The 15,710-nt window shown below is 59.1% G+C and carries 8 protein-coding genes and 1 pseudogene; 8 read left to right on the forward strand and 1 reads right to left on the reverse strand.

The window, feature by feature from the left end; translation table 11 throughout:
- The 8 genes and pseudogenes from guaA (at position 1) to DFR34_RS04470 (ending at position 12,661) form a co-directional block, all read left to right on the forward strand.
- On the forward strand, positions 1 to 1,578 hold the full coding sequence (gene guaA, locus DFR34_RS04430) for a glutamine-hydrolyzing GMP synthase (RefSeq protein ID WP_110389964.1): 1,578 nt from the start codon (positions 1 to 3) through the stop codon (positions 1,576 to 1,578).
- Between the two features lie 326 nt (positions 1,579 to 1,904).
- Positions 1,905 to 2,072 (forward strand): annotated as a pseudogene (locus DFR34_RS04440) (transposase); the annotation flags it as partial.
- Positions 2,073 to 2,428: 356 nt separating this feature from the next.
- Positions 2,429 to 5,260: an SNF2-related protein gene (locus DFR34_RS04445; protein ID WP_211309290.1), complete on the forward strand. Its 2,832-nt coding sequence runs from the start codon at positions 2,429 to 2,431 to the stop codon at positions 5,258 to 5,260.
- 10 nt (positions 5,261 to 5,270) lie between these two features.
- Positions 5,271 to 6,542: an ATP-binding protein gene (locus tag DFR34_RS04450; protein WP_110389965.1), complete on the forward strand. Its 1,272-nt coding sequence runs from the start codon at positions 5,271 to 5,273 to the stop codon at positions 6,540 to 6,542.
- Between the two features lie 31 nt (positions 6,543 to 6,573).
- Positions 6,574 to 7,587, forward strand: coding sequence for an ATP-binding protein (locus tag DFR34_RS04455; RefSeq protein WP_110390100.1), 1,014 nt, complete (start codon positions 6,574 to 6,576; stop codon positions 7,585 to 7,587).
- On the forward strand, positions 7,584 to 8,129 hold the full coding sequence (locus tag DFR34_RS04460; RefSeq protein WP_110389966.1) for a hypothetical protein: 546 nt from the start codon (positions 7,584 to 7,586) through the stop codon (positions 8,127 to 8,129). Before DFR34_RS04455 ends, DFR34_RS04460 begins: the two co-directional genes overlap by 4 nt.
- Positions 8,130 to 8,142: 13 nt before the next feature.
- Entirely contained in the window at positions 8,143 to 9,864 is a 1,722-nt protein-coding gene (locus DFR34_RS04465; protein WP_110389967.1) for a site-specific DNA-methyltransferase, read from the forward strand.
- A complete protein-coding gene (locus DFR34_RS04470; RefSeq protein WP_110389968.1) occupies positions 9,857 to 12,661 on the forward strand; it encodes a DEAD/DEAH box helicase in 2,805 nt (934 codons plus the stop codon). The genes DFR34_RS04465 and DFR34_RS04470 overlap by 8 nt, the downstream gene beginning before the upstream one ends.
- A gap of 245 nt (positions 12,662 to 12,906) precedes the next feature.
- Here the strand turns inward: DFR34_RS04470 and acnB are convergent, their stop codons facing one another.
- Positions 12,907 to 15,504, reverse strand: coding sequence for a bifunctional aconitate hydratase 2/2-methylisocitrate dehydratase (gene acnB, locus DFR34_RS04475; RefSeq protein WP_110389969.1), 2,598 nt, complete (start codon positions 15,502 to 15,504; stop codon positions 12,907 to 12,909).
- Positions 15,505 to 15,710 lie beyond the last annotated feature (206 nt).

Consider the following 15,710-nt stretch of genomic DNA (forward strand, 5'->3'; position numbering starts at 1 on the left):
ATGGACAAAATCCTCATTCTCGACTTTGGCTCGCAAGTGGCGCAGCTGATTGCCCGCCGCGTGCGCGAGGCGCATGTCTATTGCGAACTGCACCCCTACGACATGCCCATCGACGCCATCCGCGCCTTTAACCCCAAGGCGATCATCCTCTCGGGCGGCCCCAACTCGGTGTACGAATCCGACTACCAGGCCGACCCGGCGCTGTTTAGCCTGGGCGTGCCGGTGCTGGGCATCTGCTACGGCATGCAATGGATGGCGCAAACCCTGGGCGGCAAGGTGGAATCCGGCGACACCCGCGAATTCGGCTACGCCGAAATCCGCGCCCGTGGCCACTCCAAGCTGTTCAACGGCCTGCAAGACCGCAGCAACGCCGAAGGCCATGGCTTGCTGGACGTGTGGATGAGCCACGGCGACAAAGTCACCGCCCTGCCCGACGGCTTCACCCTGATTGCCGAAACCCCGTCCTGCCCGATCGCCGCCATGGCCGACGAGGCGCGTGGTTTTTACGCCGTGCAATTCCACCCGGAAGTCACCCACACCAAGCGCGGCACCGATATTCTGCACCGCTTTGTGCTGAGCATCGCTGGCGCCGCGCCGTCGTGGACCATGCCCAACTACATCGACGAAGCGGTGAAAAAAATCCGCGAGCAAGTGGGCGACGAAGAAGTGATTCTTGGCCTGTCCGGCGGCGTGGACAGCTCGGTGGCCGCCGCGCTGATTCACCGCGCCATCGGCGAGCAACTCACCTGCGTATTTGTCGATCACGGCCTGCTGCGCCTGAACGAAGGCCAGATGGTGATGGACATGTTCGCCCGCAACCTGGGCGTGAAAGTGGTGCACGTTGACGCCAGCGCCGAGTTCATGGGCAAGCTGGCCGGCGAAACCGACCCGGAGAAAAAGCGCAAGATCATCGGCGCCGAATTCGTCGAAGTGTTCCAGGCCGAATCGAAAAAGCTGACCAACGCCAAATGGCTGGCGCAAGGCACCATCTACCCGGACGTGATCGAATCGGCCGGCGCAAAAACCAAAAAAGCCCACACCATCAAGAGCCACCACAATGTCGGCGGCCTGCCGGAAACGCTCAACCTGAAACTGCTGGAGCCGCTGCGCGAGCTGTTCAAGGACGAAGTGCGCGAGCTGGGTGTGGCGCTGGGCCTGCCGCATGAAATGGTCTACCGCCACCCCTTCCCCGGCCCCGGCCTGGGCGTGCGCATCCTCGGCGAGGTCAAAGCCGAATACGCCAGCCTGCTGCAACGCGCCGACGCGATTTTTATCGAAGAACTGCGCAACACCATCGACGAAGCCAGCGGCAAGAGCTGGTACGACCTCACCAGCCAGGCGTTTGCCGTGTTCCTGCCGGTGAAGTCGGTGGGCGTGATGGGCGACGGCCGCACCTACGAATGGGTGGTGGCGCTGCGCGCGGTGGTCACCAGCGACTTCATGACCGCTCACTGGGCCGAACTGCCCTACAGCCTCTTGGGCCGCACTTCCAACCGCATCATCAACGAAGTGCGCGGGATCAACCGCGTGGTGTACGACGTGTCCGGCAAGCCGCCGGCGACGATTGAGTGGGAGTGAGAGAGTAGGTTTTTGCTGCGCCGCCGATCAGTGGCGCAGCCGTGCCTGCTGATAAAGCCCGCCATGCTGCGGGCTTTATTGTTATCTGGCGGCGACCATAGCGGACAGCCTCGGGAAGAATGGCCTGCCGCCTGGAAAGCGCTGGAAAAACTGCTGGGTGACGACACGCTTGCCGCGCTCGACAGTTGGCGCGGCAAGGTGGGCCTGGCGCTGTCCGGCGGCGGTTTTCGCGCCTCGTTGTTTCACCTGGGCGTGCTGGCCCGGCTGGCGGAGTGCGATGTGCTGCGCAGCGTGGAAACCCTATCTAGCGTGCGCAGTGGGAGCGCATCAAGGATTTGCTGCCCGGCCAGGCAGGTCAGCCTGGAGCCACAGCCAAGAACAACCGCCTGTTCGTCGATGCCGTGCTGTACCGCTACCGCGCAGGCATCCCCTGGCGCGACCTGCCAGCGCGATTCGGCGACTTTCGCGTCGTGCATACCCGGCACTCCCGCTGGAGACCGTGCGATTGCAACGCGATACGACAAGACTGCATGTAACTTCCTTGGTGCGGTGCATCTTGCTGCTGCCATGGTCTGGCTCGCATGAGCGGCTAAAACCTGCTCATCACGTCCGGGTTGATTGGTGACACGCCCAAGTAGAAGGTGATATGGGTGATGCCCCGGCGGAGCAATCAGCCGGGGTGTTTTTTTGGGGTGCTCCTTGGTGCGGGACGCTGCCCACTGCGTTCTGGGGATTTCGGGTTTGTGTACAATAACTGCCTGTTTAATCCGCCATAGCATAGGATGATGAAGATCTATTTTATTCTGGCCGACACATGGCGCATCACCAGTGGCCTAGCGCAGAAGGAAGCATGCTGATGTACACCCGCTATCAGAGCGGTTATCTTGCTCATGCGCTATCGCTTGAAGGGGTGGCGGAAGACGCATTGACGCAAACTATCGCCGGCGCCAAGGTGGACATGAATCCCCACCAGGTGGATGCGGCCTTGTTCGCGCTGGCTTCGCCGCTTTCCTACGGTGTCATCCTCGCCGACGAAGTGGGTTTGGGCAAGACGATTGAAGCCAGCCTAGTGCTGGCGCAAAAATGGGCTGAGCACAAACGCCACCTGCTGTTGGTTGTTCCCGCCACCCTGCGCAAGCAATGGAGCCAGGAGCTGGTCGAAAAATTCTCCCTGCCCTCGCGGATTCTGGAAGCCAGCAATTTCAAAGAAGCACAGGCAGCTGGCGCCGATAACCCCTTCCAGACGGAAAGCGCCTTTGGTGAGCCTGCCGTCGTCATCTGCTCTTATGAGTTCGCCTCGCGCAAGCAAGCCGAACTGGCGGCGGTGCCCTGGGATTTAGTCGTGTTTGACGAAGCGCACAAACTGCGCAATTTCTACAAAGGTGAAAGCGCCAAGATTGCCAGCCGGCTGGATATCGCCCTCAAAGGCCGGCCCAAGCTCTTGCTCTCCGCCACGCCGCTGCAAAACAACCTGCAGGAACTCTATGGCCTGATCGCCATCATCGACCCGCATTTCTTTGGCAGCCTGGATGCCTTCAAGGCCCGGTATTGCCGGCCAAAGCTGGAAGATGCCGAATTCGAACAACTGCGCGACCGCCTGAAAACCATCTGCAAACGCACCTTGCGTCGCCAGGTGCAAGAAACGGGCGGTATCAAATTCACCCGTCGCTACTCGATGACCGAGGATTTTCGGCCCTCGCCGGATGAACTCCAACTCTATCAGCAGGTTTCCGAATATCTTCAGGACGAAAGCATCCTGTCGATCAAACCCGGCGCCCGGCATCTGGTCACGCTGGTCATTCGCAAGATTCTGGCCTCGTCTTCCTTTGCCATCCAAGGCACACTGACCACCATGATCGAGCGGTTGGAAAAACAGCTGCCGCTGGCCGATGCGCTGAACGATTACGACGCCATCGCCGATCTGGCCGATGAGGAAGGCGTTGACGAAGAAGACACCGTCGATCCCGTCGCGCTGGCTGCGGAAGTTGATCAACTCAAAGGATTTCGTCGCCTGGCTGACAGCATTGCCCGCGATGCCAAGGCTGACGCCTTGCTGCGCGTTCTCGGCAAAGCCTTCGACTTTGCCGAACGGCTGGGCGGCAAGCGCAAGGCGGTGATTTTCACCGAATCAGTGCGCACCCAATCACAACTCAAGCAACTTCTTGAAGATAACGGCCACGCCGGCAAAATCGCCATTCTTAATGGCAGCAACGCTGACCCAGCCTCCAAAGCCATCCTGAAAAACTGGCTGAAGCAGCACGAAGGCAGCGGTCGTATTTCTGGCGCCAAGACAGCGGACATGAAAGCCGCCCTGGTTGATCACTTTCGCGAAGCGGCGGAAATTCTTATCTGCACCGAAGCCGGCGCCGAAGGGATTAACCTGCAATTCTGCTCGCTACTCATCAACTACGATCTGCCGTGGAACCCGCAGCGAGTCGAACAGCGCATCGGCCGCGTGCACCGTTACGGGCAAAAAAACGATGTTGTCGTAGTCAATTTCATCAATAAGGGCAACCGGGCTGACGAACGGGTTTTTGAGCTGCTCAGCAAGAAATTCCAGCTCTTTGAAGGCGTCTTTGGCGCTTCGGATGAAATCCTCGGCAGCATCGAATCCGGCGTCGATATCGAGCGCCACATCCACGAGATTTACCAGCGCTGCAAGAACACCGAGCAAATCGATGCTGAATTCGACCAGCTACAAGCCAAATTCAAAGCCGAACTCGACGCCCGCACCACGGAAACCCGACGCTCGGTGCTGGAAAATCTTGACGTCGATGTTGTCAAACACCTCAACCTGACCAAGGACAAGACCGAACAGCACGTCAACGACTATCAGGAAAAGCTGCTGTTGCTCGCCCGCATGATGCTGCCCGAAGCGCAGTTCGACACCCACCGCTTTTTGCACGACGGCCACTGGTATGATGTGCGCTGGCAAAAAGCCGAAAGCGCCCACGCCCGCTTTCTGCGCCCCAACGAAGGACTGGGCGCCACACTGCTTGCCGAGGGCAAGGCGGGTCTGGAAACATTGCCAGTCGCCACGCTCGAATTCGATCTGGCCCACACCCCCAACGGCCAGCATTCCTGTCTCCGCGACTTTGCCGGTCAATCGGGTGAGCTGCGGGTGGAAAAACTTGCCCTCACCACCGCCCGGCAGCGCATCGAACACCTGCTGGTCACCGCTTGCAGCGACAGCGGCGACGTGCTGGACAGCACACAGGCCGAACGCCTGCTTACCCTGCCGGCTCGCCTTCTCGACGCGGCGGATGCCTCACTGGATGAGTCCCGACTGGTTGAACTCCTGACGGAACAAGCCAACCAGAGGCTCGACGACGCCCTGCGATTGAATGACCGCTACTTCACTGAAGAAAGCGAAAAACTCGACAGCTGGGCCGAAGACCGGCGCATTGCCCTGGACATTCGCATCAAACAGCTCGACCAGGAAATCAAGGACACCCGCAAAGCGGCCCGTCAGCTCACCTCACTGCAAGACAAGCTCAACGCCAAGCGCGCCATCAAGCAGCTTGAGCAAGAACGCGACCGTGTGATGCTTGACTACCACGAAGAAAAAAAACGCATCGATGCCGAAGAAGACCAACTGCTCAACGAAATCGAAGCCGCGCTGAAACTCACGCCGCAGCGCCAGCGCCTGTTTGCCATTCGCTGGCGCTTGAAAGCCTCATGAGGAAAGCCCCATGATCGACACCACCGATCTCATCCGCGAACTGATCTACCAGATACGCCTAGGCGAAGATTCCGCCTACGAATTCAAGAGCATCACCATCAAGGGCGATAAAGTCACAGCGCCGCACCGTGACAGCGTGGCTGACGAGCTGGCCGCCTTCGCCAATGCCAATGGTGGCATTTTGGTATTGGGGGTGGCTGACAAAACGCGTGAAGTGGAAGGCATTCCCCTGGCAGATCTCGATACTGTGGACAAATGGCTATCCAATATCGCCACAGCCATTGATCCAGCGCTATACATCGAAATCCGGCTGGTCGAAATCCCCAACCGTCAGGGCGAAGCCAAACCCGTCGTGTGGGTGCGCGTAGCCAAAAGCGTTTTCGTACACCGAAGCCCACACGGCTATTTCCACCGGGTCGGTTCCAGCAAGCGCGCAATGTCGCCAGAACTGCTGTTCAGACTGGAACAACAGCGCAGCATGGTGCGCCTGATCCGTTTCGACGAGCAACTGGTGCCGCAGGCAAATCAGCAAGCCATTGCCCCTGAGCTCAAAGCCCGCTTCCTGCGCGGCGACCTACCGGAAAAAACGCAGCTCAAAAAGCTTTACCTGATCGGCGAAGACGAAAGCGGCCAGTTGTGCCTCACCGTCAGCGGCGTGCTGCTGCTTACCGCGCGCCCGGCGGATTTTCTCTCATCGGCCTATGTTCAATGCGTTGCCTATTCCGGCACTGAGCGCAATGCCGAATACCAGCTTGACGCCCAGGACTGCGATGGCCCGGTGGATGAGCAGATTCGCCTTGCGCTCACCTTCGTCAAACGCAATATGCGCACCGAAGCCGTCAAGCGCCCCGGCCGCATTGATATTCCGCAATACGACCTGGCCGCCGTGTTCGAAGCCATCGTCAATGCCGTTGCCCACCGCGACTATTCGATGCACGGCGCACGCATTCGCCTGCACCTGTTTGCCGACCGGCTCGAAATTTCCACCCCTGGCGGCCTGCCCAACAGCCTGACCATCGACAGCATGGACGCCAACAGCATCACCCGTAACGAAACGCTGGTGAATTTGCTGTCGCGCTATTATCCTGCCGACCCGATCAGCAAACGGCAAAACCTGATCGAGCGACGCGGTGAAGGCGTGCCAACCATCCTTGCCGCCAGCGAGCGCCTGTCGCTGCGCCGCCCGCTGTACGAACAGATCGACCACACCGAACTCAAGCTCACTATTTACGCCGCCAGCCGCGAGAAAAACGGCTTGGTGGCGCAGTTCAGTGCGGAATAAGCGTTGCCCAATTCACCGAGAGATGGAACACATGATCAATCACATCAAACTTAACAATTTTGGCCCACTCTCGCATATCAACTGGTCAGAACTTGGCAAGATCAACCTGATCATCGGCGGCAATGGCAGTGGCAAAACTTTTTTGCTCAAAGCCATCTACAGCAGCCTGCGCACACTGGAAGACTACAAACGCGGCAATGAGCAACGCTCTGCCTCCGATATTCTAGCCGACAAGCTGTACTGGACATTTCAGGCGGAAAAAATTGGCGACCTGGTCAGCAAAGGTGCTGACACGCCGTTGTCGAGCGATATCGCATTCGACGGGAAATCCTTCTCCTACAGCTTTGGCAAAGACACCAGCAAGCAAATCGCCAGCATTGAAAATCACGTTCCGCCCCGCGCCAGCAATTCTGTTTTTCTGCCCGCCAAAGAAGTGCTCTCCCTGCACCAGATCATTTTGGCCGCCCGAGAACAAGACAAAGTCTTTGGCTTTGACGACACCTACTATGACTTGGCCAGGGCCTTGCGTATTTCGACCAGCCGGGGAAAAAACTACAAAGAATTCTCCGACTCACGCAAAAAACTCGAAAATATTCTCGGCGGCGTCATCGAATATGACGAAGTATCGGGCCGCTGGTTATTCATCAAGGGACGCCATAAATTCCCGATTGGCGTCACTGCCGAAGGCATCAAGAAAATTGCCATTCTCGACACCTTGCTCGGCAATCGCTACCTCGACATCAATTCAGTTGTCCTGATTGATGAACCCGAATCGGCGCTGCACCCTACTGCCATCTCGCAGTTGCTCGACATCGTTGCCATGCTGGCCGAACGCGGCATTCAGTTTTTTATGGCCAGCCACTCCTATTTTGTCGTCAAGAAACTCTATCTCATTGCCCAGGCGCGCAACTGGCCAATCCCCGTCATCTCGGCAACCGACGATGGCTGGGTTTGTGATGATTTGCAAAACGGCATGCCGGAAAACCCGATCATTGCCGAATCTATCCGCCTCTACCGTGAAGAAGTGGAACTGGCCCTGAAATGACCACAGTCAAGATCATCGAATCGGAGCTGACATTTGGCCCCTACCCCGCTGACCAGTGTTTTTACATTGAAAAGAGCAAGTGCTATGGCAAGATTGAGGAAGGCGTGCAGATAGCCGAATTCCTGCTGTTGCGCCAGAAGGCGGGTGCGCATCCCGTCATCTGGATCATTGAAGCCAAATCCAGCAGCCCCCGGCCACAAACGCAGCCCAACTTTGACCAGTTCATTGACGAAATCCGCGTCAAGCTCAGCAATGCCTTTCTGCTCGGCATCGCCGCCCGCTTGAACCGCCATAGCGCGCCGGTCAATGAATTGCCGGCGCCCTTTCAGGCGCTGGACTTGCAACACACCAGTTTCCGTTTTGTCCTGGTCATCAACGGCCACAAGGAAGAATGGCTGGCGCCAGTGCAGGACGCCCTGTCTCTTGCCCTGAAACCTGTTGTCAAGACCTGGGCGCTGCCGCCCAGCTCTGTCGTTGTGTTGAATCATGACCTGGCTGCACAACAAGGCCTGGTCACCCCCGCGACGACCACTCCCGAATAAGAATCCGCCCCCGATGACCACCAAAACCAAACTTGAACTCACCTGGCCCGGCAAGCACAAGCGCCCACGGCTGGAACCGCGCATCCTGCTGGAAGACAAGGCGCTGTCCTATCACGCCGCATCGCATGGCCTTCCTGATCTGGTTGACCAGGCAGCCGGCGCGGCTGCCCCCGCTTTTGACGACAATCTGCTGATCCACGGCGACAACCTGCTGGCGCTGAAGGCGCTGGAAAGCAAATACACCGGCAAGATCAAATGTGTATTCATTGACCCACCCTACAACACCGGCAGCGCCTTCACCCATTACGACGACGGGGTCGAGCATTCGATGTGGTTGACGCTGATCCGGGATCGCCTGGAGATCATTCGGACGCTGCTGGCGGAGGATGGCTCGTTGTGGATTACGATTGACGACAATGAGGCGCACTATCTTAAAGTATTAGGCGACGAAGTATTCGGTCGTGCCTGCTTTATCACCGACATTTCGTGGCAGAAACGCGATGGCCCACCAAATGATAGAAAGATTGGATCAATCCACGACCACGTTCTAGTTTGGGCAAAGAGCCGTTCTGGCATTAGCAAGAAAACGGTGGCGGAGGAGAAGTTTAATTTGATGCCGCGCACCGAAAAGGCTGATGCTCAGTACCAAGTATTTAACGAACCATCAGGCCCAGACCCACGCGGCCCGTTTCGAAAAATTGACACCACAGCAAACGGGAAAGGGGGGCGATATGTTGAGAGCCTTTACTACCCAATTCGTAATCCCTACACAGGACAAGATGTTTGGCCACGCGAAGGCACATGCTGGAGGCATAGTAAAGACGAGATGGTTCGATTGCAAGCCGATCAGCGTCTTTTCTGGGGGGCCAAGGGTACGGCCACAACACCAATGCGAAAGCTCTTCAAGTATGAAGCCAAACAAGGAATGACAGCACCTTCAATTTGGAATGATACAGGGCTGAATCAACATGCTTCATCCCATATGGAAAAGCTTTTTGGTGAAAAAGCTTTTTTTGAGACACCCAAGCCAGAAGAACTGCTGCAGCGAGTAATCCATATCGCCACCAACCCCGGCGATCTCGTCCTCGACTCCTTCGCCGGCTCCGGCACCACCGGAGCTGTTGCGCACAAAATGGGCCGGCGCTGGATCATGGTCGAACTGGGCGAGCATTGCCACACCCATATCGTGCCGCGCCTGAAAAAAGTGATCGACGGGCAAGACCCTGGCGGCATCACCAAGGCGGTGGGCTGGCAGGGCGGCGGCGGCTTTCGCTATTACCGGCTGGCGCCGTCGCTGCTGAAAAAGGACAAATGGGGCCACTGGGTGATCAACCCGGCCTACAACGGCGAAATGCTCTCGGAAGCCATGTGCAAGCTGATGGGCTTTACTTACGCGCCCAGCCAGTCCACTTTCTGGCAGCACGGCCAGAGCACAGAAACCGATTTCATCTATGTCACCACTGGCAGCCTCAGCCACGACCAGTTGCGCGTGATCAGCGAGGAAGTCGGCAGCGCGCGTTCGCTGCTGATCTGCTGCAAGGCGTTTATGGCCGACGTTACGGCCTTTCCCAACCTGACGCTGAAAAAAATCCCCAAGACGGTCCTGCACAAGTGCGAGTGGGACCATGACGATTACAGCTTTTCCATCGACGTGCTGGCCGAGCCGGAGGAGCAGCCCGAGGAGGACGATGAGTTTGCCCTGAATGCCGATGCCGAGGAGGCTGCCGATGAGTAAGCGGATTGACGGCAGTCGGGCCGCGCAGCAGATTGCGGCCCGGCTCTCCCTGCGCGGGCCGCAGCGCGATTCGCTGGACATCCTGGCCAACCTGCTGGAAACGCTGGAACTCACCAAAGATGCCGACCTGCAACACTGGCTGAAAACCATCCGCGCCCAGTACCCGACGGTGGAGAAATTCGAGCGTGATTTCCCCACGCTGTGCTTTGCGCTGGCCACCGGCGTGGGCAAAACCCGGCTGATGGGGGCAATCATCGCCTGGCTGTTCATCACCGGGCGCAGCCGGCATTTTTTTGTGTTGGCCCCGAATCTGACCATTTACGAAAAGCTGAAACAGGATTTCCTGCCCGGCAGCCCCAAGTACGTGTTCAAGGGCATTACCGAACTGGCGGACAATCCGCCGGTGCTGATCACCGGCGAGGACTACGAGGATGGACGCGGTGTGCGGCTGGACATCGCCGTGCCGCAGAATGTAACCGGCGAGCTGTTCACCAACGATACGGCGCCGCACATCAACATCTTTAACATTTCCAAAATCAACGCCCGCGATAACAAAAAAGGCGCAGCCAAGTCCAGCATGGCGCGGGTGCGCCGCTATCAGGAATATCTAGGCGAATCCTATTTCGACTATCTGGCCGGCCTGCCTGACCTGGTGGTGCTGATGGACGAGGCGCACCGCTATTACGCCAGCGCTGGGGCCAAGGCAATCAACGACCTGAAGCCGGTGCTGGGCATTGAGCTGACCGCCACGCCCAAGACGGTGGGCGCCAATCCGCGCCAGTTTGCCAATATTGTCTATCACTACCCGCTGTCCCGCGCCTTGCAAGATGGCTATGTGAAGATTCCGGCGGTCGCCACGCGTCGGGATTTCCGCGCCGATCAGGTCAGCGCCGAGCGGCTGGAAGAAATCAAACTGGAAGACGGCATCCACCATCACGAATTTGTGAAAGTAGAGCTGGAAAACTACGCCCGCAGTTTTAATCAGCCCGTGGTCAAGCCTTTCATGCTGGTGGTGGCGCAGGATACGGCGCATGCTTCGGCATTAAAAGCCAAGCTCGAATCTGCAAGCTTTTTCAACGGCCATTATCAGGGCCGGGTGATTGAGGTGCACTCCAACCAATCTGGCGAGGAATCCGACGAGGCGATGGCCCGCCTGCTGGCGGTGGAGCACGACGAAAAAACCGAAGTGGTTATCCACGTCAACAAGCTGAAAGAGGGCTGGGACGTGACCAATCTGTACACCATCGTGCCGCTGCGCGCTTCGGCTTCGGAAATCCTTACCGAACAGACCATTGGTCGAGGGCTGCGCCTGCCCTTTGGCCAACGCACCGGCGTGGAGGCGGTAGACCGGCTGTGCATCATCGCCCACGACCGCTTTCAGGATATTGTCGATAGGGCTAACGATCCTGAGTCGATTATCAGAAAAACCGTCTATATCGGCGCGCCGGAAGATGCCGACGTGCCGGATAAACAGCCACACTTGCTGAATACCGGCTCGATGCTCGACATCCTGTGCACCGGCCATCAGCCGGAGCAGGATGGCAAACCCCTCGATGAGGCGGCTGGCGCAATCACGCCCGCCAGGATGATCAGCCCGGAGGAATCCCGCCTGGCGGAGCTGGCCTTGCGCGCCGTGCAGCAGGAAGCCGCCAGCTTGCCGTCGAGCAAGGCCTTGAACCATGCCGAGGTGCAGCAACGGCTGGTGGCCAAGGTCAAACGCTGGGCAGAAGAAAGCGCACCGCCGCAGGCCAGCCTGCCGGGAATGGAAGCCGCCAAGCTTACCAGTAGCCCGGAAGCGCTGGTGTCGCACGTGGTGCGCCATGTGACCGAGCGCCTGATCGAATTGACCATCGACATCCCGCAGATTGCCGTGTTGCCAACGCGTGAAGTGAATTACCACTTTCAGGCATTCACCCTGGAAGGGCTGGAGAAAATCGCCTACCAGCCAGTCAGCCAGGAATTACTGTTGCTGCATCTGGAAGACAATCAGCAGGCGCGCATCCAGTGGGAAGGCGCTGACGTTCAGGAGACCCGACCCGAGGATTACATTGTCCGCCAATTGGTCGATCAGGATGCTATCGACTACGACGAGCATGCCGACCTGCTTTATGGGCTGGCCGGGCAAGTTGTCGCCCGCCTGCGCGAACATCTGGGCGGCGATGAGGACAAGCTGGAAAACGTGTTGATTTATTGGCAGCGGCAACTGGGTGAATTTGTCTGGGCGCAGATGCAGCAGCATGTCTGGGTCACGCCGACAGATTACATTGGCAAGGTGACTCAGGGTTTTGACGTGCTGAAACCCGCTAGTTTCACGCTGGCCGCCAGCGAATATCCCCGTGATTTCCGCGCTCCCATTACCGACAAGCGCCTGGTGCGACAGATGGTATTCAAGGGCTTTCGCAAGTGTTGTTATCCGTACCAGAAATTCCAGTCGGTTGAGGGTGAATGGCGGCTGGCGCAGATTCTGGAAGATGACCCTGATGTGATCAAGTGGATGAAGCCAGCACCGGGGCAGTTTCGTATCGAATACCAGAGTGGCAAAAATTACGAGCCGGATTTTGTGGTGGAAACGACGGATGCCTGTCTACTCATCGAACCAAAGCGGGCCGATCAGATGGCGCTGGACGATGTGCAGGCCAAGGCGCGGGCAGCGCTGCGCTGGTGTGGTTACGCCAATCAACATGCGACGCAGCATGGCGGCAAGCGGTGGTGCTATCTGCTGGCGCCGGATACGGCCATTCAGTTGGGGTGTAGCGTCAAGATGTTGAACGCTGAATGGATTTTTACAGAGAAATAGCACCCAATAGCCATGCAGGGAAAATAGACAGGCTGCCTCGCGCCTCAGCTAAACATTCCAGCAAGCTGATTGCCAGGGCCATGGTGGCACGCTGCACCCTTTTTTCCGCTATTGCGTAGCTTGGTGAAACCGCGCCTGACACGGCAAACAAATAAAACCCCCCGCCGGTTTCCCGACGGGGGGTTTTCACTGCTGCGGCGCGCCCGGTGGAGGGAACCCCCGCCAGGCTTCACCCGCTGTGGCGCTTACGCTTCCACCGTTGCCGCCACATCCACGAAGGCCGGGATCTGGTCGAAGTTCATGTAACGGTAGATGTCAGCGGCCTTGGCGTTGACCACCTGGATGTGTTCCATGTACTCGGCCACGGTCGGGATCTTGCCCAGCAAGGCGCAGATCGAGGCGAGTTCGGCGGAGCTGAGGAACACGCGGGTGTCCAGGCCCAGACGGTTCGGGAAGTTCCGGGTGGAGGTGGACACGGCGGTGCTGCCCTTGCGGATTTGTGCCTGGTTGCCCATGCACAGCGAGCAGCCCGGCATTTCCATACGGGCGCCGGAGCGGCCCAGGATGCCGTAGTAGCCTTCCTCGTTGAGGATGTACTGGTCCATCTTGGTCGGCGGGGCGATCCACAGGCGGGTCGGGATGTCCGACTTGCCTTCCAGCACCTTGCCGGCGGCGCGGAAGTGGCCGATGTTGGTCATGCACGAGCCGATGAACACTTCGTCGATCTTCTCGCCAGCCACTTCGGACAGCACCTTGACGTCGTCCGGGTCGTTCGGGCAGGCCAGAATCGGTTCGGTGATGTCGGCCAGGTCGATGTCGATCACGGCGGCGTATTCGGCGTCAGCGTCGCCCTTCAGCAGTTCGCCGTTGGCGATCCAGTCTTCCATCGACTTGATGCGACGCTTCAGGGTGCGGGCGTCTTCGTAGCCGTTGGCGATCATCCACTTCATCAGGGTGATGTTGGAGCGCATGTATTCGACGATCGGCGCCTTGTTCAGGTGCACGGTGCAGGCGGCAGCGGAGCGTTCGGCGGAGGCGTCGGACAGCTCGAAAGCTTGCTCGACCTTCAGGTCCGGCAGGCCTTCGATTTCCAGGATGCGGCCGGAGAAGATGTTTTTCTTGCCCTTCTTCTCGACGGTCAACAGGCCAGCGCGGATGGCGTACAGCGGAATGGCGTTCACCAGGTCACGCAGGGTGATGCCCGGCTGCATGGTGCCCTTGAAGCGCACCAGCACCGATTCCGGCATGTCCAGCGGCATCACGCCAGTGGCGGCGCCGAAGGCGACCAGGCCAGAGCCGGCCGGGAAGGAGATGCCAATCGGGAAGCGGGTGTGGCTGTCGCCGCCGGTGCCGACGGTGTCCGGCAGCAGCAGGCGGTTCAGCCAGCTGTGGATCACGCCGTCGCCCGGACGCAGGGCCACGCCGCCACGGGTGCTGATGAAGGCCGGCAGCTCGTGGTGCATCTTGACGTCAACCGGCTTCGGATAAGCGGCGGTGTGACAGAAGGATTGCATGACCAGGTCAGCAGAGAAGCCCAGGCAAGCCAGGTCTTTCAGTTCGTCGCGGGTCATCGGGCCGGTGGTGTCTTGCGAGCCGACGGTGGTCATCTTCGGTTCGCAGTAGGTGCCCGGGCGCACGCCCTGGCCTTCCGGCAGACCACAAGCGCGGCCAACCATCTTTTGCGCCAGCGAGAAGCCCTTGCCGCTGTCGGCCGGGTTTTGCGGCAGACGGAACAGGGTGGACGGGGCCAGGCCGAGGGCTTCGCGGGCCTTGGCGGTCAGGCCACGGCCGATGATCAGCGGAATGCGGCCGCCGGCGCGCACTTCGTCCAGAATCACCGGGGTTTTGAGGGTGGTTTCGGCAATCACGGCGCCGTTTTTGATGGCGGTGACTTTGGCGGTGGCTTGGTCGATGTGCAGTTCGACTTCGTCACCCATGTCCATTTGGCCGCAGTCGATTTCAATCGGCAGCGCGCCGGCGTCTTCCATGGTGTTGAAGAAGATCGGGGCGATTTTGGAGCCCAGGCACACGCCGCCAAAGCGCTTGTTCGGCACGAAGGGGATGTCTTCGCCAGTGAACCACAGCACCGAGTTGGTAGCGGATTTGCGCGAGGAGCCGGTGCCGACCACGTCGCCGACGTAGGCCACCAGGTTGCCCTTGGCGCGCAGGTCTTCCAGGAATTTCACCGGGCCGCGCACGCCGGCTTGTTCCGGGGTGATGCCATCGCGCGGGTTTTTCAGCATGGCCATGGCGTGCAGCGGGATGTCCGGGCGGGACCAGGCGTCCGGGGCCGGGGACAGATCGTCGGTGTTGGTTTCGCCAGTGACCTTGAACACGGTGATTTTTTGCACGGCCGGGACTTCCGGACGGCTGGTGAACCACTCAGCATCAGCCCAGGATTGCAGCACGGCCTTGGCATTGGCGTTGCCCTTGTCGGCCAGTTCCTTCACGTCGTGGAAGAAATCGAACACCAGAAGGGTTTTTTTCAGGGCATCAGCGGCAATGCCGCCCAGCGCGGCGTCGCCCAAGAGGTCGATCAGCGGCTTGATGTTGAAGCCGCCCAGCATGGTGCCCAGCAGTTCGGTGGCCTTCTCGCGGGAAACCAGCGGGGAAGCAGCTTCGCCACGGGCGACAGCGGCCAGGAACGAGGCCTTGACCTTGGCGGCGTCATCCACACCAGCCGGCACGCGGTTGGTCAGCAGATCCACCAGCACGGCTTCTTCGCCAGCCGGCGGGGTTTTCAGCAGCTCGACCAGTTCGGCGGTTTGCTTGGCGTTCAGGGGCAGCGGGGGGATTCCGATTTCGGCACGTTCTGCGACATGCTGACGATAAGCTTCTAGCACAGCTTCATCCTCTCTATTTCAGGCAAGAGTATCTGGTGGGGGTAAAACGTCCCGGCGGGTCGGCAAACCCGGAACACCGGCTCGAAAGCGGAAGCTGTACAGGCGAGGGCGACATGCGGCGCAAGGCTGCGGGGCCACCGGATGCCTGGAGCGGGTCCGTGCGGGATAAGGCCTGTCGAAACGGCCCAATTTTATCGGAAAGCGGA

It is taken from the genome of Rivihabitans pingtungensis (genome assembly GCF_003201855.1).
GTDB classification, from domain to species: domain Bacteria; phylum Pseudomonadota; class Gammaproteobacteria; order Burkholderiales; family Aquaspirillaceae; genus Rivihabitans; species Rivihabitans pingtungensis.